19 protein-coding genes and 1 pseudogene are annotated in these 24,270 nt (G+C 40.7%); 2 read left to right on the forward strand and 18 right to left on the reverse strand.

Annotated features, from left to right (window positions below; all coding sequences use genetic code 11):
- Window positions 1-61: 61 nt before the first annotated feature.
- Entirely contained in the window at window positions 62-1,117 is a 1,056-nt protein-coding gene (gene glpQ / locus OCV24_RS13055) for a glycerophosphodiester phosphodiesterase (RefSeq protein WP_137009026.1), read from the forward strand.
- A 245-nt stretch (window positions 1,118-1,362) separates the two neighbouring features.
- On the opposite strand, the gene OCV24_RS13060 is transcribed toward glpQ, so the two are convergent.
- The 9 genes and pseudogenes from OCV24_RS13060 to OCV24_RS13100 all read right to left on the reverse strand — a co-directional run bounded on the left by OCV24_RS13060 (window position 1,363) and on the right by OCV24_RS13100 (window position 12,320).
- Window positions 1,363-3,534: a polysaccharide biosynthesis tyrosine autokinase gene (locus OCV24_RS13060; RefSeq protein WP_150879035.1), complete on the reverse strand. Its 2,172-nt coding sequence runs from the start codon at window positions 3,532-3,534 to the stop codon at window positions 1,363-1,365.
- A 121-nt stretch (window positions 3,535-3,655) separates the two neighbouring features.
- Entirely contained in the window at window positions 3,656-4,096 is a 441-nt protein-coding gene (locus OCV24_RS13065; protein WP_017055690.1) for a low molecular weight protein-tyrosine-phosphatase, read from the reverse strand.
- Between the two features lie 193 nt (window positions 4,097-4,289).
- Window positions 4,290-5,423: a polysaccharide export protein gene (locus OCV24_RS13070; protein WP_017055689.1), complete on the reverse strand. Its 1,134-nt coding sequence runs from the start codon at window positions 5,421-5,423 to the stop codon at window positions 4,290-4,292.
- Between the two features lie 508 nt (window positions 5,424-5,931).
- A complete protein-coding gene (locus OCV24_RS13075) occupies window positions 5,932-8,013 on the reverse strand; it encodes a YjbH domain-containing protein (protein ID WP_244291738.1) in 2,082 nt (693 codons plus the stop codon).
- 170 nt (window positions 8,014-8,183) lie between these two features.
- Entirely contained in the window at window positions 8,184-9,089 is a 906-nt protein-coding gene (locus OCV24_RS13080) for a serine/threonine protein kinase (protein ID WP_150879039.1), read from the reverse strand.
- A 19-nt stretch (window positions 9,090-9,108) separates the two neighbouring features.
- On the reverse strand, window positions 9,109-9,651 hold the full coding sequence (locus OCV24_RS13085; RefSeq protein WP_017055686.1) for an outer membrane beta-barrel protein: 543 nt from the start codon (window positions 9,649-9,651) through the stop codon (window positions 9,109-9,111).
- 802 nt (window positions 9,652-10,453) lie between these two features.
- The gene (locus OCV24_RS13090; protein ID WP_208806553.1) at window positions 10,454-11,578 is read right to left on the reverse strand and encodes an LPS O-antigen chain length determinant protein WzzB; all 1,125 of its coding nucleotides are present in this window, start codon (window positions 11,576-11,578) and stop codon (window positions 10,454-10,456) included.
- A gap of 200 nt (window positions 11,579-11,778) precedes the next feature.
- Window positions 11,779-12,249, reverse strand: a pseudogene (locus OCV24_RS13095) (2,3-bisphosphoglycerate-independent phosphoglycerate mutase); the annotation flags it as partial.
- Window positions 12,198-12,320, reverse strand: coding sequence for a hypothetical protein (locus tag OCV24_RS13100; RefSeq protein WP_261878787.1), 123 nt, complete (start codon window positions 12,318-12,320; stop codon window positions 12,198-12,200). The pseudogene OCV24_RS13095 and the gene OCV24_RS13100, both read right to left, overlap by 52 nt.
- A gap of 209 nt (window positions 12,321-12,529) precedes the next feature.
- On the opposite strand from OCV24_RS13100, the gene wecA reads away from it, so the two are divergent.
- On the forward strand, window positions 12,530-13,591 hold the full coding sequence (wecA, locus tag OCV24_RS13105; protein ID WP_102506015.1) for a UDP-N-acetylglucosamine--undecaprenyl-phosphate N-acetylglucosaminephosphotransferase: 1,062 nt from the start codon (window positions 12,530-12,532) through the stop codon (window positions 13,589-13,591).
- Window positions 13,592-13,740: 149 nt separating this feature from the next.
- Here wecA and OCV24_RS13110 read toward each other — a convergent pair whose 3' ends face one another.
- The 9 genes from OCV24_RS13110 to OCV24_RS13150 are packed head-to-tail and all read right to left on the reverse strand — an operon-like array spanning window position 13,741 to window position 24,029.
- Window positions 13,741-14,964 carry a glycosyltransferase family 4 protein gene (locus tag OCV24_RS13110; protein WP_150879042.1) on the reverse strand — a complete coding sequence of 408 codons (1,224 nt, stop codon included), beginning with the start codon at window positions 14,962-14,964 and terminating at the stop codon, window positions 13,741-13,743.
- 2 nt (window positions 14,965-14,966) lie between these two features.
- A complete protein-coding gene (locus tag OCV24_RS13115) occupies window positions 14,967-16,595 on the reverse strand; it encodes a heparinase II/III family protein (protein ID WP_150879044.1) in 1,629 nt (542 codons plus the stop codon).
- Between the two features lie 47 nt (window positions 16,596-16,642).
- Window positions 16,643-18,763, reverse strand: coding sequence for a bi-domain-containing oxidoreductase (locus OCV24_RS13120; protein ID WP_150879046.1), 2,121 nt, complete (start codon window positions 18,761-18,763; stop codon window positions 16,643-16,645).
- Between the two features lie 7 nt (window positions 18,764-18,770).
- Window positions 18,771-19,535 (reverse strand): AglZ/HisF2 family acetamidino modification protein, encoded by a 765-nt coding sequence (locus tag OCV24_RS13125; protein ID WP_150879048.1) that lies wholly within the window; start codon window positions 19,533-19,535, stop codon window positions 18,771-18,773.
- Complete coding sequence (gene hisH / locus OCV24_RS13130; protein WP_102506020.1) at window positions 19,522-20,136, reverse strand: imidazole glycerol phosphate synthase subunit HisH; 615 nt, start codon at window positions 20,134-20,136, stop codon at window positions 19,522-19,524. Before hisH ends, OCV24_RS13125 begins: the two co-directional genes overlap by 14 nt.
- A complete protein-coding gene (locus tag OCV24_RS13135) occupies window positions 20,133-21,272 on the reverse strand; it encodes an N-acetyl sugar amidotransferase (protein WP_102506021.1) in 1,140 nt (379 codons plus the stop codon). Before OCV24_RS13135 ends, hisH begins: the two co-directional genes overlap by 4 nt.
- 44 nt (window positions 21,273-21,316) lie before the next feature.
- Entirely contained in the window at window positions 21,317-22,477 is a 1,161-nt protein-coding gene (locus OCV24_RS13140) for a glycosyltransferase family 4 protein (protein WP_150879050.1), read from the reverse strand.
- A complete protein-coding gene (locus tag OCV24_RS13145; RefSeq protein ID WP_150879052.1) occupies window positions 22,477-23,094 on the reverse strand; it encodes a CatB-related O-acetyltransferase in 618 nt (205 codons plus the stop codon). The genes OCV24_RS13140 and OCV24_RS13145 overlap by 1 nt, the downstream gene beginning before the upstream one ends.
- Before the next feature lie 8 nt (window positions 23,095-23,102).
- A complete protein-coding gene (locus OCV24_RS13150) occupies window positions 23,103-24,029 on the reverse strand; it encodes a hypothetical protein (protein ID WP_150879054.1) in 927 nt (308 codons plus the stop codon).
- Window positions 24,030-24,270 lie beyond the last annotated feature (241 nt).

Raw genomic sequence — 24,270 nt, forward strand, 5'->3', positions numbered from 1 at the left:
AAAAATCAATACACCACAGAGGCAGGCGAACCCTGCCTTTGTGCTATCAAGGGAAAACATAATGAAAACAACGTCACTGTCTCTGACTTTTTTAGCACTAAGCTTATCGGCTAATGCATTCGCCGATCCTTTAGTGATTGCGCATCGCGGTGCATCCGGTTATTTACCCGAGCACACACTGCCCGCTAAATCGCTCGCCTATGCCATGAAACCCGACTATATCGAACAAGATGTCGTGATGACCAAAGACGACCAATTGGTGGTATTGCATGATCACTACTTAGATAGAGTCACCAATGTCGCAGAGCGTTTTCCAACACGAGCACGAGCTGATGGCCGCTACTATGCGATTGATTTTACGCTGGCCGAGATCAAATCACTCACCGTGACCGAAGGCTTCAATATTGATAAGCAAGGGAATAAAGTCGCCGGTTTTCCTGAACGTTTCCCAATGTGGCAGTCTGATTTTCGCGTCGCGACTTTTGCCGAAGAGATTGAGCTAATCCAAGGTCTAAATAAAACATTAGGTTATGACGTGGGGATCTACCCTGAGATTAAAGCACCTTGGTTCCACCGCCATGAAGGGAAAGATATTTCAAAAGCGGTACTGGTGACTTTGAAGCAATATGGTTACCTATCAAAAGACGACAAGGTGTATCTACAGAGTTTTGATACCAATGAACTGCAACGCATTAACAATGAACTCATGCCAGCCATGCAGATGGATCTGAAACTCGTACAGTTGATGGCCTACACAGACTGGAATGAAACCATGACTTATCAAGGCGACAAAGCGACGCCGTACAATTATGACTGGATGTTCGAAGACGAAGGTATGGAGAAGGTTGCAAGCTACGCAGACGGGATTGGTCCTTGGAAACCAATGCTGGTTGATGATGCATCCACCAAAAGCAATATTATGATTAAGCCGTTGATGAAGTCGGCTAAAGACGCCGGATTAGAAGTGCACCCTTATACTTTCCGCGCCGATCCGGGAAGAATTCCGGCTTATGCGGACAACTTTGATGGCATGCTGGATGTTTTTTACAATCAAGTTAAAGTCGATGGGTTGTTTACCGATTTTCCAGACAAAGCGGTCAATTTTCTTAACCGTTAAGCCGTTAAGCCGTTAAGCCGTTAAGAAAGCAAACAGCAAACAAGCAGAAAAGAGTAAGAACGAAAAACTAAGAGTGAGAACGAGATACGAAGAGTGGGAAAAGCAGAGGTAAAGCGCTCATTCCAGAGACTTCGTTTCTCACTTCTCACTTCTCACTTCTCAATAACAGAATAGCAGAATGGCGTAATAGCAGAATGGTAGAACGGCGAAATGACGGGGTGTGGTGACACACCCCGTCTTTGATGTTATTTTTTATCGCTCGAATAAGCGTAGTTATAGTAACCGTAGCCGTATGAGCTTGATGCTTTCTTCTCGATGGCGTTAAAGATAACGCCTTTCACTTCAATACCCGATTGTTCGAAGCGGTTACGAGCGACCTCAATCTCTTTAACGGTGTTTTGAGCATAGCGCGCCACCATTAATGTGGTACCAGCAAAGGCACCAACAATACTTGGGTCGGTAACCGCGAGTACAGGTGGAGTATCCACAATCACCAAGTCATACTCCTTGGATGCCCATTCAATCAACTCTGCAAAGCGTGGGTGCATTAACAGTTCAGATGGGTTGGGTGGCACTTGGCCGCGCGTAAGAATATCGAGATTCTCTACCGGTGTCGCTTTGATTGATTGAGCAAAGTCTTGCTTGCTGCTTAATACATCCGAAAGACCATTATCCCACTTCACACCAAAGCTTTGTTGTAAGTAACCTTTACGCATATCGGCATCAATCAGCAGCACCTTTTGACCCGTTTTCGCAGCAACTGCGGCAAAGTTGGTTGAGATAAACGACTTACCAATGCCTGGCGCTGGGCCAGAAATCATCAGTATGTTATTTTTCGCTTCCAGCATCGCAAAGTGCAAACTGGTTCTTAAGCCACGCAGTGCTTCAACGGAAAGATCCGCAGGGTTCGATTCAGCAAGCAGGGCTTGAGTCCCTTTCGTTTTCTGTTTCTTCGATTTAAAACGGTTGGTTAGCTCAACTTGTAAATCAGATTTAGGTACGGCCGCGTACACAGGTAAACCAATTTCTTCAATTTGGTCTGGGCTTTCAACACCACGGTGAAAGGCCGCTTTTACTAACACAAACGCCACACTTAACATGCCACCAAGGAGTGTCGCTAGTACCACAATCAGTGGTTTCTTTGGTTTTACAGCACGAGAATACGCTTGGGCATCATCTAAGATACGAACGTTACCCACAGTGCCGGCTTTAATAATGCTCAGCTCTTGAACTTTATTAAGTAGCTGGATGTAGATCTGTTGGTTCACTTCAACATCACGTGTCATACGCAGTACTTCACGTTGTGTTTTGGGTAGTTTTTGCACTTGCTTGTTGAGGCGTTCTTTTTCACCCAATAACGTTTTACGCTTATCAAGCAGAGATTTATAAGCCGGGTGATCTTTAGTGAAGCGTTGGCTGATTTCACTCTCTTTAAACGTCAACTCATTCAATTGCGCTTCAAGCTCGACCATTACTTTCAAGGTTGACTGTGCTTCTAAGCCTAAATCGATCGAATCATTGGCTTGGCGATAATTGTTTAGTACGTCTTCATAGCCGGTCAATTCAGATTTAATACCCGGAAGGTGGCTTTCTAAGAAAGCGAGGCTTTTCTCTGCTTCCGCGGAATTACGCTTTACGTTTTGTAAGAAATAGATCTGGCTAATATGGTTGAGTATTTCAGAGATCTTCTGCTTGTCTTCACCTTCAAAGCTCAGCTTCAAAATACCGGTTTGCTTACCTTGCTCAGATAGAGACAGCGAAGATTTCAACCATTCGATGGCTTCTAATCGGGTTTGTTTACCAATAGCAAACTCAAAGCCGTTACTTGATTCAAAATCTGCCACAAACAAGCTGTAACCGTCAGCCGTTGCTGGCTCACCGATTTTACCGGTTAAGATAACGCGCTCATCATCACGCACCAGTTGATAAGTGCCTTGTTCGGCATCAACAACCTGAATCGTGTGAGCATAAGCACTTGCATAACTTGGCAAGGTAAAACGGCTCACCGCAATGTGGTTAATGTCGCCAGTTAAACGTGCGAAGCCTTTGCCGACAATGGGGGCATAAATAGGTGAAGTCACGGTGGTTAAATTAAATTTATCGACCGTTTCGCCCAAGATCATACGCGATTTAATGATCTCAACTTCCGTCGTGGCAGAGGATTCCTGAGAGAACAATTCGCCCATGTCACCGACCATCGATGAGATACCGCCAGAGCTCTTCTCTTCAATTTGAATAAGAGCATCCGCTTTGTAGATCGGGGTTGAAAGTAGGGCAAATGCGATACCAAACACAGCAAAAGCAAATGTGGTAACCATGATTAACCATTTAGCATCCAACAGAATGCCAAGCAGTTTCCCTAAATCTATCTCATCAGAATTATTAGTATGTGCTTGCTGAGATGGTTGTGTTGTCATCAGATTGCTACTTCCTAAACTAGTACTTTAAGAGAATGTAAATACGATTTACGTACCCTTTTCTCTTATGTGATTCTATTAATGGCGATGTGTAAGCTAACTCGATTTCTTTTAGCTTTAATTACAGCTTTTTCGCCCAAGCGTGTGCCGCTTCGTCAATAAGCTTATAAGCATGTTCAAATGCTTCACGGCTTTGACGGTACGGATCGGGAATGTCTTGCTGACCAATCCACTGACCAAACAGCATGGTTTTGCCTCTTGCCTCTGGTGAAATTTGGGTAAGCGCCTCCAAATGGCCCTTCTCCATCACCAAGATCAAATCATACTGAGCACAAAGCTGCGGCGTGACTTGTTGAGACTGATGATTTTCAACATCGATACCATGTTCAGCGGCAATTAAAATTGCGGTGTCGTCTGCTGGCTTACCGATTAAGCGACTTTTTTCGGCTGCTATACCAGCAGAGGCGATGTTTTTGTTGGGAAGCAATTGTTGAAGAACGCGTTCTCCAGTTGGTGAACGACAAATATTGCCTACGCACACCACTAAAATTTTATCAAACATAACTGACTTCTAACTATAATGTGCTTATTAAACTGAATACTCTTGCAAACCGAATGCGCTTACAAACTAAAGGCATTTACAAACCAAAGGCACTTGTACTTTTCAGCATCATTGACGTTTAAACATAAAAAATCAGGTTACACACCAAATGTAACCTGATGATTAAACAGGGCTTTTTACCAACCAGGGCATACTACCAATTACGAACGCGCAACATACCTTCGGTTAGGTCGTTGAAGCCCGAAATGGTTGGTACAAGCTGACCAATCACACGGTTCCAACGGCTGATTGGCGCAGCGGTAACATAAACAATATCGTAAGGTTTTAAGTCAAACTCGGTGCCTATGACCAGTGCCGATGCATCTTCCATATTAAGTTGGTAGATATCCGCCATGCGTTCTGATTTGTCATCCGAAGTTCGAATCACAAATACACCAGTGGCATCGGCGGTCAGTTGGTTGATCCCACCGACGGTGCTAAGGGCTTCCGTTAGGCTCATGCCGACACGGTCAATCTTCAACAGTTGAGGATCATTCACTTCGCCCATCACGAATACTTTCTGATTGTCATTACGCGGCACGTGAACAATATCACCCGCTTGCAGTAAACGGTTTTGTGTTAAATCACCACGTTGCATTAAGCCATAAAGTGAGAGGCTTTCTTCTACGCCATTACGCGTTAATGACACATTACGCCAGTCGGCATTTTCAGATAAACCGCCAGAACGGTTCACGGCATCTAGTAAGGTCAAAGGGATATTGGTGATGGCTTGTTGGCCAGGCTTTTCTATCTCGCCTGTGACATATGCTTTTTTAGAGCGAAACGCCGCCACGTTGACATCGACTTGAGGGCTCTCGATATACTTTGCTAAACGAGCCGCAATGTCAGCACGAACTTCGCGCACGGTTTTGCCGACAACGTCAACCGTCCCAATGTACGGGTAGAAGATGGTGCCATCAGCATGAACCCAGTTGCCCGCTTCCGTACTACTACGGTAAGAACCAGCAGGAATGGTCAGTTCAGGGTGATCCCAAATAGTGATGTTTAAGATATCACCAACCCCTACTTGATATTCATACTTTGCAATATCAACATCTAATGTCGGGTTAGCCTGGGAAACCGATAACGGTTCATTTCGGTAACTCGATACTGACTGAGCCGTCAATGGGTAAAGGTTAACCACATCAGAGATATCAGATTCTTGCTGTTCCTCTGAAGGCTGAATCACATTCTTGTTGCCAGTAGAAAGGTGAGTTCCTGGAGTCGTACACCCTGCCAATAATGCAGGAAGGAGCGCTAAAAGGAGACGATTTTTATTAATCTTCATGTTAACCAAGTCATAGAAACGGAATGTGTTTTGACGCCCCTAAGGACATCCAAAGAATAGAAGGCAAATGATTTTATCAGTTACACAGCGGTGAATCGGAGAGATGCGAAGAATTAACACGATCTTCCTCCCATTTATAGTCAGAAAATGAGAACGCTACCGCCCTTTGATATTTCGCGACATCACACTGCGTCATGTATTTTCCCAAGGTATTTCAATTTGCCACCAAGGGATTTCAATTTGTTACCAAAGCATTCAAACCTGCCCACCAAGGCATTTAAAATGGTATGGAATTGCCAATTTAAACATAAAAAAAAAAGCAGGTACAAACGCTCAGTTTAATTCGTAAGCATTATCCACAATCTGTGCTTAATATCAACCTAGTTGAATGGTTTAGCACTAGGAAGAGCAGATGATAAATACCAGTAAACGAGAGACGAGTAAGTGAAAAAAAGCCAAAGAGCGAACACTTTTTGTGCCCGCCCTTCGCTTCTTCTCTTACTCAAACTTATTTAACGGCTTCTAAATATTTTAGATAAGCATTACGCAAGCGTTGTCGGTTTTCTTGGTAATAGCTTGCACCGATTCGGTTACGGTTGAAATACTGTCTTTCAATATTGTGCTGTAACCCAGTATCGACACCTAAGCCTTCACCTAAGTTGTTACTACTCTCACCCACTCGAGTTTGAAGCGCATAAACAAACTGGTCGATACCACGCAACTGAACGTAGTTAGGGCTCATATCACGCCATGGTGTTAAAGGGATCGCGATAGAAAGAGTGACAAAGTCTTCGGCTTCACTATTCCCTACCGCTTTTGTGGTCTGGTATGAAGCGTCAACCCTTACATCTCCCAACCAATGACTGCTGGTCACTCGAACCCCTTCGTCACCTTTCCAAAATTGGCCAGCTTGCACTTTACCTTGCCAATTCCAATCGGGCCTTGCGTAGGTGTAATGGCCAATGATTGGCGTCGCATCTGCGATAACGTCTCCTTTCGCATCAAATTTATCTTGAGCAGAGAAGTTGGCGTATTCAGAACCAAGAATATGTCGCCCGCTATTGCTGGCATACTGAGTTTCGTTCAAGAAGCCCAAGAAGTTGCCGTACACTTGGCCGAATGAGAATTGAGTGGTGAGGTTATAAGGCAATTGAAATGCTTGATGGAAAAGAACCCTATCAACTTCATTTTCAAAGGCATCATCGGCCCAGATTCTGCCTTCTTCAAAGTCATCACTATCCGCCAATGGCATTAAGTGTCTAACATCCAACGCGGCGCCCTTCCACAGAGAAGTATAAAGGTTGGTGGACAGTGCTAATGAGTAATCAAATACACCGTATTCTGTCGCAGTATTGTGATACAAAGCAGGAGAAACGATAACTTGTGTACGTCCAAAACCGGAACGAGCAGCCTCTTTATCAAACTTCGCCTTGGCATATCTCTTTTTCACATCGGAAGTACGAACAATCAGGTTTCTGCAAGGCTCACCCGTTTTCACAAATTCTCGATAACATGGGGCACTGGTGATCACTTCCATCATTGGAATGTCATTAACCAAATTAAACAGGCGAATATTCTGCTGCTGATAATTTTTAACCCCAAGGTCTTGAAGCATGCCTTCTCCCACGTAGGAAGAGATGATCCCCAAAGCGACACCAACGCCATCAACTTGGTTACGATTGTAACGTCTGTTTTCCAGAGCGACATTTAAACCAAGATCATCCGCAGAAATTCTCACATTAAGAAAGCCTTCATCAACTAGGGCTTTCTTAAGTTGCACAACGCCAGAAAATTCATGGTGTGCTTGCTCTATTGAGATCTTGTCTTCCAGAGTTAACTCATTGACTCTGCGAGATTCAGAGAAGCCCATTAAGGGAGCAGATGCCGCCACAGACCAAATATCGATATCGGCAGTGCCACTGGTGTAAAACTGGTATTGAAAAGAGAGTTGCGTATCGAGCGGCAAGTAGTTTTCTGGTGTAAACACCTTTAAACCAGCGTTAAATTGAGCAGAGTCGTGCTCAGCAATCAACTGAACAAAATCCAATGGCTGATACTCTAAACTGGCGAAAGGCCCATTCAACACGCCATGGCTAATATCCGATTTACCGAAACCCGCACTAAACCGAGCCGGCACAAAGTCAGGCACATAATCAGCGACCGCATAATAAGTTTTAAAATTATTTGCCGCCCCACCTAAATCTTGAGCACCGAAGGCAACATCGAACCCCGTCCAATCTTTAATAAAAGGGAGTTGGTATTTAAAGGAAGCCGATAAATCACGAATGCCGTTACCACAGTTAGGATCGTAGTTCGGTACATTCGGGTAAAGGTGACAATCATAAGTTTTGGTGACAATTCTACCCGCTGCCTCCAACCCATCGAATAAGCCAACGCTAAACAATATGTTGTCTAAGTCGCTGGTTTTTCCTCGGTATGGTACACCTTGGCCATAGAGGTAAGAGATATCTCCAGTGTCCATTACCTGAGCATTGGGAACGATAATCGCACCGGTATAACTTTGAGACGACATCAGGTTATCGACAGCATAAACATTAGAAGAGATGGCTAATGCGCTAATAGATGCCACGAGAGATACGTTTTTAGAATGACTGAGTATTTTCATTAGGATGCAATAGGTTATAACCGTATTTGACAGTGACTATATTGGATAGTAACTATGTTTAATAATGACAGCGTTTAATAATGACAGCGTGTAAAAAAGGCACCGAGTGGTGCCTTTTATCATTGGTGCTTAAATTAGCCGCCAGTACCACCGCCGTTACCGCCACCGCCAGTACCGCCAGTGCCGCCAGTACCACCAGTACCGCCAGTAGGTGGGTTAGTACCTTCATCTGGATTTGGAACAGGCTCAGCTTCTTTTTCCGGTGGAAGAACTACAGTTTCAGTTGGATCAGCAACTACTTTTTCAACTAACGTTGGGTTTTCAGTTAGATCCAAGAAAATTGTCTTACCACTCGGTGCTTTAGGGTAGTCTGGGTAGTCATTAAAAACTTTTGTCGCAATAGCCTCTGCTGCCGCTGACAAATCAGTTGCTGATGCATTCGGGCTAACCACTAGCACATCTGACAATACCGCGTTAGTCGCTAAAACTTGGCTCTTTTCAGTCGCTGGAAGACCATTAATAATTTCTTCAGTACGACGCAGGAAGTCAGCAACATTCTTAGCACGGCCATTGTTTATTAAGTAGCCCAAGCCAAGATCGTTAAGAATCTGTTCACCTACAGTGTCATTGTAAGGTTGGCCATCTAGCTCTTTCTCAATCAGTGTTGAGATTGGAGAAGATGTCACAAGGTCATCGAGATTAGCTAAGCCTTTAGGGAACTTGTAGCTCACCTTACTCATGTCTTTGCCGTTAGATACATCTTTGGCACCTGGCGTTGCGTTATAGGAAAACGAACAAGTTTCAGGCTTATTAAAAACGGTAAGCTCAGTAACTTCAGAAACACCATAAAAGTTAGTTGCTTCTAAAATGCCCGTTGTGCCATCGTCACAACTGAATGTTCCTTTCATACCCATAACTGCAGGGTCGAATGCCATAATATTACGATATGGTTCAACAGGAGGAGTGCTATTGTCATTATCGCTACCACAGCCCCCTAAAATTGCACCAACGACTGATAACGCTAAAATTTTATATTTCACAATTGATCCCTACAAATAATTAAAAGTAATGAGACAAAGCAACATTAAATGAATCGATATTTACACCACCAACATCCTGGTATACTTGGTATTCTAGGCCAATTTTCATTGCTGATGTCATGGAGTATTCAGTACCAAAAGCAATAGTTGGAGCAACGCCTGAATCATCAGACTCAACACCCTTACCATTTGCATTCCAATCATAAACAGCAAAGCCGCCTTTGGCATACACAGCCAAACTATCGTTTACATTGCCTGAGGCTTTTAGTACGACATCAAAACTGCTCGCGTCATAGCTGCCACCGACAATGTCTTTAAGATCATATTCACCAAGGTAGCTGTAACCACCTTCTATGGCTAATGAATCGACAATCTGATAACCGACAAACAAACCGTAAGAGGTGTCTGAATCATCAATAGCCGTTCTGCTTTCTACTAAAGGGGCAAACTTATCGGCAGAGACACTACCAACTTTGGCGCCTACGTATAAATTCTCAGCTCCCATGGCTGTTGCTGATAGCAACAACAAAGGTGAAACTTTAACTAACCACTGCATTTTCATATAATTATATCTTCCATATTTCAAACTGAATTGATGCCGATTTTCCTAGCAAATCTGCGTGGTAGTCTAATCAGTTCTTGTACCACGACCCAAAAAATCAGGCAGTCATACGTACTTTCCGACCCCAAACAACTGACGTATTTAAGCAACATCGGTGATATCACCACTCAATGTTGCACTCTTCATTAGCGCTAGGTTTGTCTATGTTTAATTGAGCTTAAAGAACTTAAGAGTCACTTGCTTAGTACACCATAAGCCAATCACAAGTACTCCTTTTTGCTCTCAACTCCGAGAGTGGAACTCTTAGATCACAGACGTAAGAAGAAAGCCTCTTTGACTGCGATAGCCAAACCACCTGCTTAGGCCTTCCTTACCTACCGACTGACTTGCTGATAGGTTTTGCAAAAAGGAATAACTCAGCTTAAACAACTGATTGAACACATGATAGATAATAACAACTATCAAGTAAATGTATAATTAATAAACGCACCACAACGGTTCAAAAACTTCATAAAGCTAACGTTATGAGCCGAATAAGGGCCTCGTTCAACTCTATCGATTTATATTCAACTCTAGAACGATATATAAGGCAACACCCGATCGCCAGAGCCTTTGCCTAGTACCGTTTGAATGATGTTCAGATGTCTGTCTGGCATTGTATGCGTTAAGGATAAGCAACTTTAATTCGCCAAACGTTAGGTATCGGTATTTGCTTGGAGTTACGGTAGTCATTCGTTACGCAGTCTTGGCGTAAGAGGGAATAAAAAATGGCTAGTGTATAAACACTAGCCAATAAAGCGAATTAATCTTCTTTTCTAAATACAAATCTTATAAACACGATTACAACACCCAACACTCCACCAAGCAATGTGCCGAGAACGACAATAAGAGACCGTTTAGGTTTATCTCGAGTGATCGGTTGCTCTACGCTTTCTATGTAACGAAACGTCTGAAACTCAACACTACGGTCAACATCAAGATGATCCAACATATCTAGCTTTGCATTTATTTGTTGAATGCGAGGCTCTATAACACTTAGATTTTTAACCGATTCTAAAGCCTTAATTTTTGCATCTAAACCCTTAGCACCCAAATCAATACTAAACAGTTCCTTTTCATTACCTGTTTGGATTGGTCTATCGACACCTGCAGACTTAGCAATTTTGAAAGCATATTTTGCTCGCTCAGTTTCGACTAATAATTGATTGCTAGCCTGGCTTTCTAAGATTCTTTTTTGTTGAATCAACTCATTCCTTTTACCACTAACAACTGCACTCAAGTTATTGAATGCGTCTTGATGAACCTTCGACTCAGTCGCCAAAATGTAAGCGGTTAACAAGTTAAAGCTGCCTTCTTTAGTCATTGTTTGAAAATTAACAATGTATGGTGAATTATGATCCTTTTTATCAACTTTAGAAGCTGAGACTCTATTAAACCATTGAGCATATAAGGCTCTAACCTCGTCAACGCTCATATCAGACTCGCCAACCACCAAAGAGTTTTTAAACTCTTGGAATTCGATACTATTATCTAAAAAAGCTCTCTTATTATTAGTTGAATTAAAGGCATTCACAAATCGTTGGAACAACACCGTAGAGTCAATCAATCTATCTAGTTCTGTGCTAACAAGAACTGTCCCATCTTCTTGATATATATTAAAAACAGGTTGAAATTGCTTCACCTGCTGCTGATATTCAGCTAAGTTTTGAGGCTGAGCTTTTGTAATTTTAGCATTAGAAGACCACCACTCTTGAGCTGACAAGGCAAAGACAATACTACTAGCAGTAAATAAAGTAGTTACCAAAATTATTATTAGCTTACCGTCCCAAAGCGCTTTAAAAAGGTCTCGCAGATCAAGTTCATCATTTGCGCTATACATTGGCGGGTTTTCTGGGGAGTAAGGCTGTGGTTGGTAATGCTGCTTCACTATAAGTCTCTCAAAATATCTGAATTAATAACTACAAATGCTATCACACCGTATGGTGTTAGTATCGTGTAACTTGTTAGCTTTCTGAAAGCGCTCTTCAGACAACTAGCAGCGCACTATAACCTAGTTTTATTTTAGTTCAATCGGCATCATATTTGCCGCCTTTGATTGCAGTAACAAGTTTTTCAGTTAGCTCTGGTGCTCTCATTTCTGGCTGTGGGTCGTAATGGAGAAGCAACTGCTGTATCGAATATAAACTCTGATTGTGCTTATGTATGCACGCCGAAAGATTCTTGAACGCTGTCCAAGTTGTTATCACGGCCCACTACGTAGTATAACCAATAAGAGAAGCTACACGGCCTTTACCTAGCTTCGCGAATAGCCCTTTTCCTGCGCTACGTGGTAGAGTGTCACGACCGTATAGGAATGCATGTAGGTAGATATTCTCTACGCCACTCTCATCTGCTATTTCAACAGCTGCGTAGATGTGACCTTCATGAGATTGAACACCATCTAGAGGTATAAGCCCATGATGTGAAAAGTTTTGTCAATAGTGTTTCGGTTTAGCCGAGCTCGCCATATGAGCTTGACTTAGTAATTCGAGTGAAATCCTAATATACTAAAAGGCCAGCACCAACATTGGTATGACCCACTTCTGAGTTAGGTTGTTGTTTTTTTCATAGCCAAAATGCTCATCCATTACCGCATTGAGTAAGACCTCAATCGTAATTTTCATCGGCATTTAGCTGAACTCAGTTAATTCCTTTGACTACTTCCTTGGGACAAACTTCAAGCTCTTTCTTGATCATATAGCCTAAACTAAGCTTTTAAGGCTTAGTTCAAGCTATTGCACAGAATTTGAGACAGTCTCCTCACGTAGATGACTATCCCTTCTTTCAACTCGATGTTAAATACTCTAAAATACTCCAAAATACATTATTAGGCTGAATCGTGCTCATCTCATTTATTGACCTCCTTTTCCTGTTTTTCTTTTCTCTTGCGACTACTTTTACCATGCGTAAATTTGCAAAAAAAATAAGATTAGTTGACAAGCCAAATGCTCGTAAATTACACAACGGTGCCATACCTTTAGTTGGTGGTGTGTCGATTTGTATCTCTATTCTCTATTTCTTATTCAATAACCCACACACTTTGCCTAATACACCACTCTATGCAGCATGTGTCTTAATACTTGTTGGTATCGGAGTTTTAGATGATAAATATGACATCAGCTTTAAACTAAGATTTGCAGTACAGGCGGGGCTATCTGTTATCATGATGGTTGTGGGTGGTATTGAGCTTAATACAATAGGTGATGTCTTTGGTAGCGGCGATGTTATTACACTAGGTTGGCTTGGTTACTTTATGACCACGCTTGCAGTAGTGGGAGCGATCAATGCATTTAATATGGTCGACGGAATTGATGGCCTACTGGGCGGGTTATCTATCGTAACTTTTGGTGGGCTCGGCATTATGCTTAACCATGACGGGCAATCAAATTTAGCCTACATTTGTTTAGTATTGGTCGTTGTGATCATTCCGTATATCCTACTAAACCTCGGTGCCTTTGGCCGAAAAAGAAAGGTATTTATGGGGGATGCAGGGAGTATGTTGATTGGTTTTACCGTGATCTGGCTATTGCTGCTATCTAGTCAAAATGGAAGCTCTCCACCACTCCGTCCAGTTACTGCGCTATGGTTAATTGCTGTGCCTTTGATGGACATGGCTGCTATCATGATTCGTAGAATAAGAAGAGGGGACTCTCCTTTTAAGCCTGACCGTGAACACTTACATCACATTTCCCAGCGTTTGGGGTTAAGCTCAACACAAACACTTATCGTTATTTGTAGTATTGCAACTCTCTACGCGGTGATAGGTATTTCCGGTGAAATACTAAACATCCCAGAATATGTCATGTTTTATGCTTTTTTCATCTGCTTTGCAGTTTATCTTGTGATATTAAGTAACATTTGGAAGATCACTTCTTATATCAGAAAAGTATACCCTAAATAGAAAAGTACAGAAATACAACTAAACTAAACTAAACTAAACTAAACTAAGATTGTGTATAACTTACATATGTGGTGGTTTAAAGAGAAAAATATCCAATTTCAGAACATGAATTTGGATATTTCCAATGTGCGGCTAAGTGTTTAAAAAAACTAACAAACATACTTTGTAAAAATAGATTCCATATCCGCTGCCATAGTATCTCGGCTAAACTTTGGTGCTGTTTCTATACTATTGTAACGTATTCGCTGATATAACTCTTTGTCCTCATGCAATTGCAAAATTGCAGCGGTAATTTGATCTACACTTTCACTTTCGACTACCAGACCTGAATTTGTATCTCGAATAATAGCGGTGGCTTCACCCTCTGGCACGCTCATTATCGTTGGTATCCCCATGCCCATGCATTCAAAGATTTTAGAGGGTATAACTGTTTTAAAGAGATCGCTATTCACTAAGGGAACCAAAGAAACATCGCAAAGAGACCATAACTTAGGCATCATCTCTTTTGGTTGCCTATCAATTAATACAACGTTTTTAAGCTGTTTCTTTTCGACAAGATCAACGACCTTTTGTCTTGCTGCACCACCACCTGCAAATACGACCCGAATATCATCATTGTTTTGCAAGCGTTCAGCTACATCCACGATATGTTCTAGGCCATGTGCCATACCGTGAGTACCAATGTAACCTGCTACAAACTTACCTTCCAAGTCATATTGTTCCGCTAAACCAGTGTATTTGGATAACGACGGTTCATACTTAGTCAAATCAACACCATTTAAAACAACCTCTATTTTTTCTCTATCCACTCCACGCTCAATCAATTCCTTTTTAAAGGCATGGGTTACCGAAACAATGGAATCGGCTCTTCGATATAAAAACATTTCTATTCTTTCTAGCATACGAATAGCAAAGCTGTCCTTCATAGCACCAACCGCTGTAATAGACGCAGGCCATATATCGCGTAGCTCAAACACAAACGGTTTTCTACGAACGGCTGATAACGCCCAACCAGCGCATGCACAGAAGAACTGAGGTGAAGTCGCTACGATGACATCCGGCTTTTTCTGAAACAGCCCTGCGATAAAGCCCGTCACCATAAAAGACATGTAATCCAGAATACGCTTTACAAAACCTTCATTTGCAGTAATGAACGTTTTGACACGAACGACATTTATGCCATCGAGATCATGAGTTTGATACCAGCGGTTTTTAAAACCATCAAATACCTTACCCTCAGGAAAGTTTGGTGCGCACGTAATCACCGTCACTTTATGCCCCGCTTGCACCCAACGGATAGCATGTTCATAAGTTCTGGTTGCTGGCGCATTGCCTTCTGGCGGAAAGTTATCAGTAAGAAAAAGAATATGCATTGCTACGCTCGCCTTAAAACAAAGTTTACTTCATTCTGTTTAAAATTTAATACCAACTTTTTATTGGCTATCGATAAGCCAAATTCAGGATGCCATGTCGTCTCAATTACCTTAATGTCAGCACCTTCAGCGTTAATCGTGTATTTAGTACCGTTCGGCAAGTGGAGTTGAACTTGACTAGAGTTATTTACCCCTTCAACTCTAACATCAGGATGGAGGTGATAATGGGCTTCTGCGTGGTTATACGTACCCGTTAGGTTGTCAATAATAAATAAGTCACCTTCCGTTAGTTTCCACTTTCTAGTGTGCGTCACTTTACCAGGCAAGCGCATGTAACCATCATGAGAACATTCAACACTAATGCCGCCCTCATTATCCGTAATGAACGGTTGACTAGGGTATGCACGTCTTGCTACGCGAAATCCACTCCAGACTTCAGATGAATCCATGTCATCAACCACTACCGTATTATGAGTTTCGGTTTTGCGCTGCCTTAGTCTTTCTTCACCTAAGCCATAAACCGATGTCCCACTGTTTACAAGTACTCGGTGACCATCAATACTCAACTCAAATGAAAGTGTATCAGCATGAGCATGACCGGGGATGTAATCAGGTCCTACTTTTGCGACATCAATGATTAGCTTTTTAACTTGGTCTTTAACCACCACATAACCACTTTCTTTTAGAGAGGTAACTTGATCTTTATTAGTGGCGGGAATCGTAATCTTGAGCACTTCGGCATAGCGTTGCAAATTAACCAACTTGGGAGCAATACCCATAGCTGAGTCATTAAAAAAAGATACGTCACCATCGGGATGTTGCATGTGTTCAGCCCATGACAACATTTTTCCAATGAGTTCACACCAGTATTGACTGGTCGCTTTCGGAATCTTATATGGGTAGACAAGGCTTAACTGATACAAATCAAGTATATCGGCAAGGATGGTGTTGTGATACATAGGCGTTAGTTCAAAATTACCGCCATCAGCAAGAATTTGCTCTGGGATTTCTTCTTTTAAAATACCTAAGCCACGCTTTAACCATTCATCAGCCAATTCCCCTTTGAAATAACAACCAGAAAACAACAAAGCTTTTGCGTTTGCAAATAAGTGGTTGCCAAGTAAGTGATACTCTAATTGCTGCTCTAAGGCTTGAACCTGCAATGACAAACTAGCCAGCCATTCTTCTTTTGGTTCATTACCAGACAAGAACCATTTAATCCAATTTACCGACCTAAGTGAAATGGTATAAGGCTCCCATCCATTTCCTATCATCTTCGGATTTTGTTTTATCCATGTATTGACCAAACTATGATGAATTTCAATTCTGTCTTGCCACCCAGACTGGTTTAGGTCATCGAAGTAATGCAAATTATAAAGCCAAAGTTTAGCTTTTGTTGCGTCATTCCAGTCACTAACCGTATCTACGACATTCAAAAATTCAAACTGACCATTGCCTTGATAGCATGAATTTAAGACCGAAAATGTTTGCCAACCTGTTGTTGATACTTCGTTTAAGGTTACTTCTGGTTTTGTAAATTTAACCTTCGTGAACCGTCGTGACATACGGTTACTGAATTGAATGGGCTTTAAGTACTTGAGAGTGCGGTAAAGCTTTAAAATTTTATTCATATCCAAAAAAAGGGGCCTTAGCCCCCTTATTACCCTTTACTGGTGATTTACTTTCTAAGTTGCTCTGCTACTAGGCATGAAACCCTCGCAACTTCAATGATTTCATCAAATTTAATCGGTGATGCAGAGCCTTGTTTAATACTATCAACAAACGCCTTAGAACAATCATTTTGTCCTTTGTCTTGGCTCGACAATTTCATTTTACTAAACCCTTTCCAACCAAAACCAACCAGTTTTCTGAAGTTATCGAGTTGCAGAACTGCACCATTGGCGAACACTTCAATTCGTTCTTTCGGAAAGTCTTTACCGCCATTAGCAAAGTAATGAATAGTACCGATTGAACCATCTTCAAATGATAGTGTGATGCTAGCTTTGTCTTCACGGATAGCAACGCCAGGCGCATCACCCATACACATCGAATTAAAGCCTGTAATTTTACACCCAGCTAAATGACGCATTAGGTCGATATAATGACACGCTTCACCAATAATTCGCCCACCACCTACTGTAGGATCTTGAGTCCAATGATCAGAAGGGATATCGCCAGCGTTCATTGTCATGATGAACGTTTTAGGGCCTTTAACAGAAGATAAGAGCGCTTTCATTTTCACAACATGTGGTGCAAAACGTCGATTATAGCCAACCATTACTTTAGGTTTAGTTTGGCTTTCATTAAAGGCGTTTTCAATAAGGTCGATTTCAGACTCAGCAAGCGCTAAAGGCTTCTCGACAAACACGTGCTTTTCAGCGGTAATAGCATCAATAGTTTGTTGAGCATGCAGGTTGTGCTGCGTCGCAATAACTACTGTATCAATAGCTTTATCAGCTAGCACATCCGCATAGTCAGTTGACGCTTTAACAAAGCCTTGCTTTTTACCGTGGTGCACTGCGCTCATACCTGCGCTAGTCACCACTGTATTTAATCCAGCACCTGCATTTTTAAAAGCGGGCATCAAAACACGTGACGCATAATTCCCAGCACCAACGAATGCACAAGACGCAGAAGACGGAGCTGAAGTATTTTCTGACTTTAGAGTTACAGAACGAGCTGTTAATACTGCGGCATCATTGTTTGGATAATCGAGAACAATACCTAAAGATGATTTGTCATCTAGGCACTTATATGCTTCAAGCGCGTCGTCAATCGCATAGCGGTGAGTAATAAGCGGTTTAACATCCAGTGCTCCAGAAGCCATCATATCCAAAATAGCTTCGAAGTTTCGCTGCTCAGTCCAGCGAACGAAACCAACAGGATAATCGTTCCCGTTATCTTCATATCCAGTGTCATAACGACCTGGACCATAAGAACAAGACACTTGGAATGTGAGTTCTTTAGCAAAAAAATCGGCGCGAGAAATCTCTTGTCCAATAACACCGACAAGCACAATGCGGCCACGTTGACGACACATTGTTGCTGCTTGGCTTAGTGGTTCACTACTCTTCGTTGAAGCGGTAATGATAACACCATCAACACCACGGCCTCGTGAAAATGCCTCAGCCGCTTTAATTGCATCTTCGCCTTTAGACAAATCGACTGTCTCAGCACCTAGTTGGCGCGCCAATTCACATTTGGTCGAATCAAAATCAATGCCTAGCACTCGACAACCATTTGCACGAAGTAATTGAACTGTAATCAGTCCAATTAACCCAAGGCCGGTAACAACTACGCATTCACCCAGTGTCGGATTAATAAGACGAACGCCTTGAAGACCAATAGCGCCTAAAACCGTAAAAGCTGCTGATTCGTCATCAACATTATCAGGAACTTTTGCACATAAGTTTTTAGGTACACGAACTACTTCAGCGTGATTGCCGTTGGAAACTATACGAGTACCTATATCAAAACTTGTATCACCGCTGTCAAGAACTGTACCTACATTGCAGTAACCAAGGGGAAGAGGCTGATCAAGCTTAGAGCGTACGGCGTCAACAGTGGGCATCAAGCCATCTGTTTTAATCTTACCTAGCACCATTTTAACTTTATCGGGTTGCTGGCGTGCTTTGTCGATGAAGTTAGCCTTACCGAAATCAATTAACATACGCTCCGTTCCCGCCGACACTAAGGTTTTGTTCGAACAAATTAACAAACTGCCTTTTTTAGTTTGCGGACATGGAACTTCTACTAGACTAGTTTCCCCATTACTTATATTTTGTAATACTTGTCTCATATCTTACTCACATTTTATATATTAATTCTTTTTCAGTTTTATTTGGGTAACTAATCAGCACTGCACGATACTTACCCTTGAACACAAAAAGACTTCCAGCTGCCAACCCAATTGGATTATGCTCTCGAGCAGCGTTACCTATATCCTCATAAGAGCTAGCACCACCACAAACAGTAAAAGGGATAATAAGCTCAGACTTCAAGCGACTAATTAGCTGATGGTCATAGCCTTTTTGTGTGCCATCCAAATCAATATTATTGATAATAATTTCACCAGCCCCTAATAATTGAAACTCTCTCAGTAGTTCAAATAAACCCTTTTTAACTGGCTTAGTGCCGTTATGCGTGTATGCCTTATAGCCGCTAAATAGTTTCTTTTTAACATCCAAAACAACTACTACACTTTGGTTACCGACTTGAGTTGCGATATCTGAGATTAGTTTGGGATTATCAATCGCAGCAGAACTAAGCGCTACCTTTTCTACGCCTAGAGCCAAAATAGATTGCGCCTGCTCAAGTGTTTTGATGCCACCACCATAACAAAGTGGCATTCTGCATTCAGCGGCCAAGTGCTCAATCACTTTCAAATCTGGATCTGCATTATTTACTGTCGCATCGATATCAAAAACCGTTAGCTCATCCACTTCTTTTTCGTTAAAAATTCTAACAGCGTTAAGTGGATCTCCTACATATTTATCATCACTGAACTTTGTTGTTTTCACTAACCCCTTGTCTCTGATAAGCAAAACAGGAATAATTCTAGACTTGAGCATTAGCGACCTCAGCAAAGTTTTTTAAAACAGTAATCCCTGCTTTGTGACTTTTCTCTGGATGACATTGAATACCGAAGATATTGTCTTTATTAACAACACAGCCGATTGAGTTTGAGTATTCTGCAGAAGCAATAACATGCTCATAGTCAGAATCAAAATGATAAGAGTGTAAGAAGTAAAATTCAGGTTTTTCTTCTAAGTCTTTAAATATTGGGTTTTCTAATAAAGATAATTGATTCCACCCCATATGTGGTAAAGGGTAGTTTTCTTTTGTTTCAAACTTTCTGACAGCCGTCTTTAACCAAGCCAGTCCCTCTGAATTACCTTCGTCACTCTTCATAGCCATCATTTGCATTCCGACGCAGATTCCGATAATTGGAACTTTTTCATTCAAAACCAAATCGTCTAATGTCTCTCGAAGACCTGATTCATTAAGTTTATGCATAGCATAATCAAATGATCCAACACCAGGTAAAATAATACCTGAAGCACCTTTCAGCGACTCTACAGTTGAAGCATAAACGAAAGGGATATTGAGTCTATTATAGATATTACCAAATGCTCGAATGTTACCTAAACCATAATCAACGATTGCAATCAACGTTTGCCACCTTTCTCAATACCTAGCCCTTTAAGTACTTTAGCTCCAATATCATAGATACCTTGCATCGACTTATAATCCTTGTAAGTTTTATTTGGCGCATCGAAATAAGTCTGTAATTCAGTTGTTGATATACCTAATTTATTAGCAATATATTCAAACTCTTGACGTACTTGCTCGTCGGTCATTGCAGGTTGCTTAAGCTCTTCTAATGCGTCTTCTCTCGTCATTTGGTCAGTTAGAATTAGGCTAGAAAATTGCACTTTCCTAGTATCATAACCAAATTTTTGTGGAAGCCAGTAGCCTTCATAGAAACGAGTAAAACGGGATTCAAAATGTTTTTGAGGATAACGCTGATATCCAAACTTATCCTCTAACAACTTAGTTGCCTCTTCTTTATCATATTTCATATAATCTAGAGGCCTAGTTAGTTTAATGCCTTTTATATATGGTAAATATATTTTATGCCATAAGATATTAGTTACAGGGTATGTTTTAATAGGACGTTGGCCAAATCTATTATGTATATCCTTCAATTGTCTAGAATCAGATTGATAGTACATCCATTCTAAAGGATTTCTTGTACATTCTGTAGAGTAGTTACCACCAGTAAGAATATTCTTAATTCCATGTTTAGATGCAAATTTATACATGGTCGCAAAAAAGGCATGGTCTTGAGGGGTATCTATATGTGAAACTCCTGATTTGAAAAATGAAAGTTGCAAATCTTTCATCTCTTCCCAATTAATCACTTCCGTATATAAATCTAATCCTAGGCCATCCACCATTCGCTGAATATTATTTACAGCTTCTTGCGAGTTCCAACCAGCATCTACGTGAAAAACCAAAGGACGAAGTCCCATTTTTTCAACAGCGAGATATAATAAATATGAACTATCAACTCCGCCGCTCATTCCCATAAGGCAATCAAAATCATGCCCCTTACCTTCTTTTTTAATTTTAGTTGCTAGTTCTAGAAGAGCATCATCACAAATACCGTTAGGGTTCCACTTAGGTAGTATCATCGCCTTAAAAGTATTGCAGTGATCGCAAACGCCATCCCCGTCAAAAACAATCTTCGAATCAGTCGTATCCATGACACAGTTAGAACAAATTTGGGTTATATTTTTCATCATAAAGTACTCATTAAAAATTAATTAGCGAAAAGGAACTATTACAGCTACTCTAATCCGATAGATCTGCGTGCTATACTGCTGTAACAAAACTCTTTCCCTTTTATTTGAGAAACTCGCTTCATCTCGTTAAGGGCTTCACGCTTATTGTAAACATATACTATCGCTTCATATAACTGCTCTGGGCAAGACTCTTCAAGCATTATACAATTGCCACCTAAATCTACATGTTCCATTCCCGACCACCGTTTGAAAATGCACGGAACCCCTAAACCTACGGCTTGCTCCCATAATACAGAATGCGTACCTGGAAAAACTGCAATATCAGAGGACAAAAACATTCGATAAATATCTTCTTGCTTAGACCAACCAGCGAAAATAATGTTTTCATTTCGCTTTGCTTTATTAATTAAAGGCTCCATATCTGGCGTAGATTCTCCGAACACCAACAATTTGGTATCTGAAAGCGAAAGCTTATTAAACACCTCTATAAGGAGGTGGATTTTTTTCCTTTCGTCAATTTTACCGCCAGTAACTATGACAAAGTCTGTTGTAGAAATGTCATACATAGCCCTCACACTATCTCTTATCACAGAAATATCTTCAGTCGCTAACAAAGAATCATCATAACCTAAAGGAAGCAACTCAATTTTACTTTTGTCAATCTTGTACATGTCGGAGAAAAAATCTGATCTCAAAGGTGTTACACCAAAAAATGTCTCAACATAGGGTTCTATTTTCTTCGCACACCAACGATAAATTACACCGTGCAAAAAGTATTTGGATAGAGCACTTCTGGCACTGTTAATAAAATCAGTGTGACCATCAGCGTAAACTTTGACATTTGGCCTTAATTTGACGTAATTGACGATAGTTAAAACATCTATAAATTGTATGTCGTGTAGGAATATAATGTCTGGTTCGAATTGAAGAAGTTGATCTTTTAACCCTTTATATAACCTAAATTTTCGGGCAATTTTGGGGGGTAACCATTCAACATAAGGTAGTCGTGTAACAGGAATGTCATATTCATTTACATATGTGGATTCAGTAACGTAACAAAGGGTTTTATTCTCACTATAAGTTTCTGTTGAGGCAACAATATATACATCATGACCGTCAAGCTTATGATACTTGGGCAGAATATTCTCTTGATAACCATAGTTGTCAATGTAAAATGCAGCTAAGCAACAATGCATTATCTTCATTATTTAATATTCTCCAAGAACAATTTTGGATTACGAATATGCTCACTTAACTCCTGTATTCTTTCATCTGGAAGATCCCACCATTTACTAGCATTAATGCTTTCTAAGACATCTTTACTGAACCGCATCCTAATCAACCTAGCAGGATTCCCCCCTACAATGGCATACGGAGGTACGTCTTTAGTAACAATAGATCCCATACCAACAACTGCACCATTACCAACATTAACACCCTGTTTAATAACAACATTCTGTCCAATCCAGACATCATTCCCAATTATTGTATTTTTAATGTTATCACGCTCATACTCTGAAAACTTCTTAGCTACGGAGTCCCTACCCTTATAAAATACCGGTGATGTGGAAACCCATTTAATAGGGTGCTGACCTCCGCCTATGACCACATTATTAGCAATAGATGTGAACGCTCCTATCTGAGCATGGTTGATATCACAATCGTAGCCACAGAATGAATATTTCTCCATTGAAGACTTAATAAAACTTGTACCAGATTCGATTTTAGACGAAGAATGAACCGTAGAATTTAGTTGATTGGTAAGGCGGAGCTTTTTTAACACTTTATGAATTATGCGTATGTGTAATTTAGATAAACTCATGTTGTCCCTCATCGATAAACTGCGCTACTGCCTGACTTTCTTGTCATATAGAAAAAGAAAATCAAGAAGAATAATTTTATAACAAGTGCACTTCCAAAATAGTGAAGCACCTTAACATTCATTATAAATAGAGAGGATGATACAAAAAGTACGACAAACCTACCATAATAGCTCTCAGTTCTACTGAAAAGGATGGTAGAAATCGCCATTATAGTTCCATAAACAAGTAGTGTACCTAAAATTCCACTGCCAAAGATGAATCTTACGTACCCGACATCCGACTCAATAATACGATTTTCATTATATCGACCAAAATTACCATCCCCAAACAATAAATGCATTTCATCTTGAGGAAAGAAAAACATTGTTCCAAGATCATTGGTCGATGTCGTTGTCGCTTCGCCAGTTGTGAAGTAACTCAAGAATAATTCAAATACTCGAAGAAATAACTTAACATAATCACTTTGTGACAAAACCATGAAAGCAACAAACAATAAAGTTACTAGTACAAGTACCAGGAAAGACATCCGAAAAGTGAACTTTTTACTTATAACGAGAAGAGGAACGCTTCTGAACGTTAATATTAGGAACAGTCCAAAAAGAAGAAATACGAAACCCGTCCGACCTGATATGAATATGGAAAACAACAAAATAGCAAAACTTGAAGAATAGAAAAGATAGGAAATTATACTTTTTCTTTTCTTCATGTTTGAAAATAACAAAATACCAAAGACAAGTAGGACAGACTGAATAAATGCCAAACCATCCCCTCCTGCTGTCGTAAGCCCTGGAGAACGATAATTCAAATCAAGAAACTCAGCCCCAACTTCATTAATATAAACGACGCTATATAGAGCATCTCTCAGGAATGGTACAAAAAATACGGAAACCATTATATAGGCATGTACAACTCCTAATATAAATAATGTCTTCACAAACCTTTCAGATTCAGTACCTATATAATTCTGATATAGTGTTACTAGTTCCTTTGCAGCAAATATTGACAGAATCGTCAATACATAGTCGATTATGACTTGAGTATCCATAGTACTATGTATTATAGTAGTTAAGAGTATATAAATAAATGGAATTAAGTATACAAACGCGAGTAGAAAAACATTAATATCAAGACCAATTTTTATAGTTCTTAACAAAAGAGAAGCGATCAAAATCAAG

Source organism: Vibrio kanaloae (assembly GCF_024347535.1).
GTDB lineage: Bacteria > Pseudomonadota > Gammaproteobacteria > Enterobacterales > Vibrionaceae > Vibrio > Vibrio kanaloae.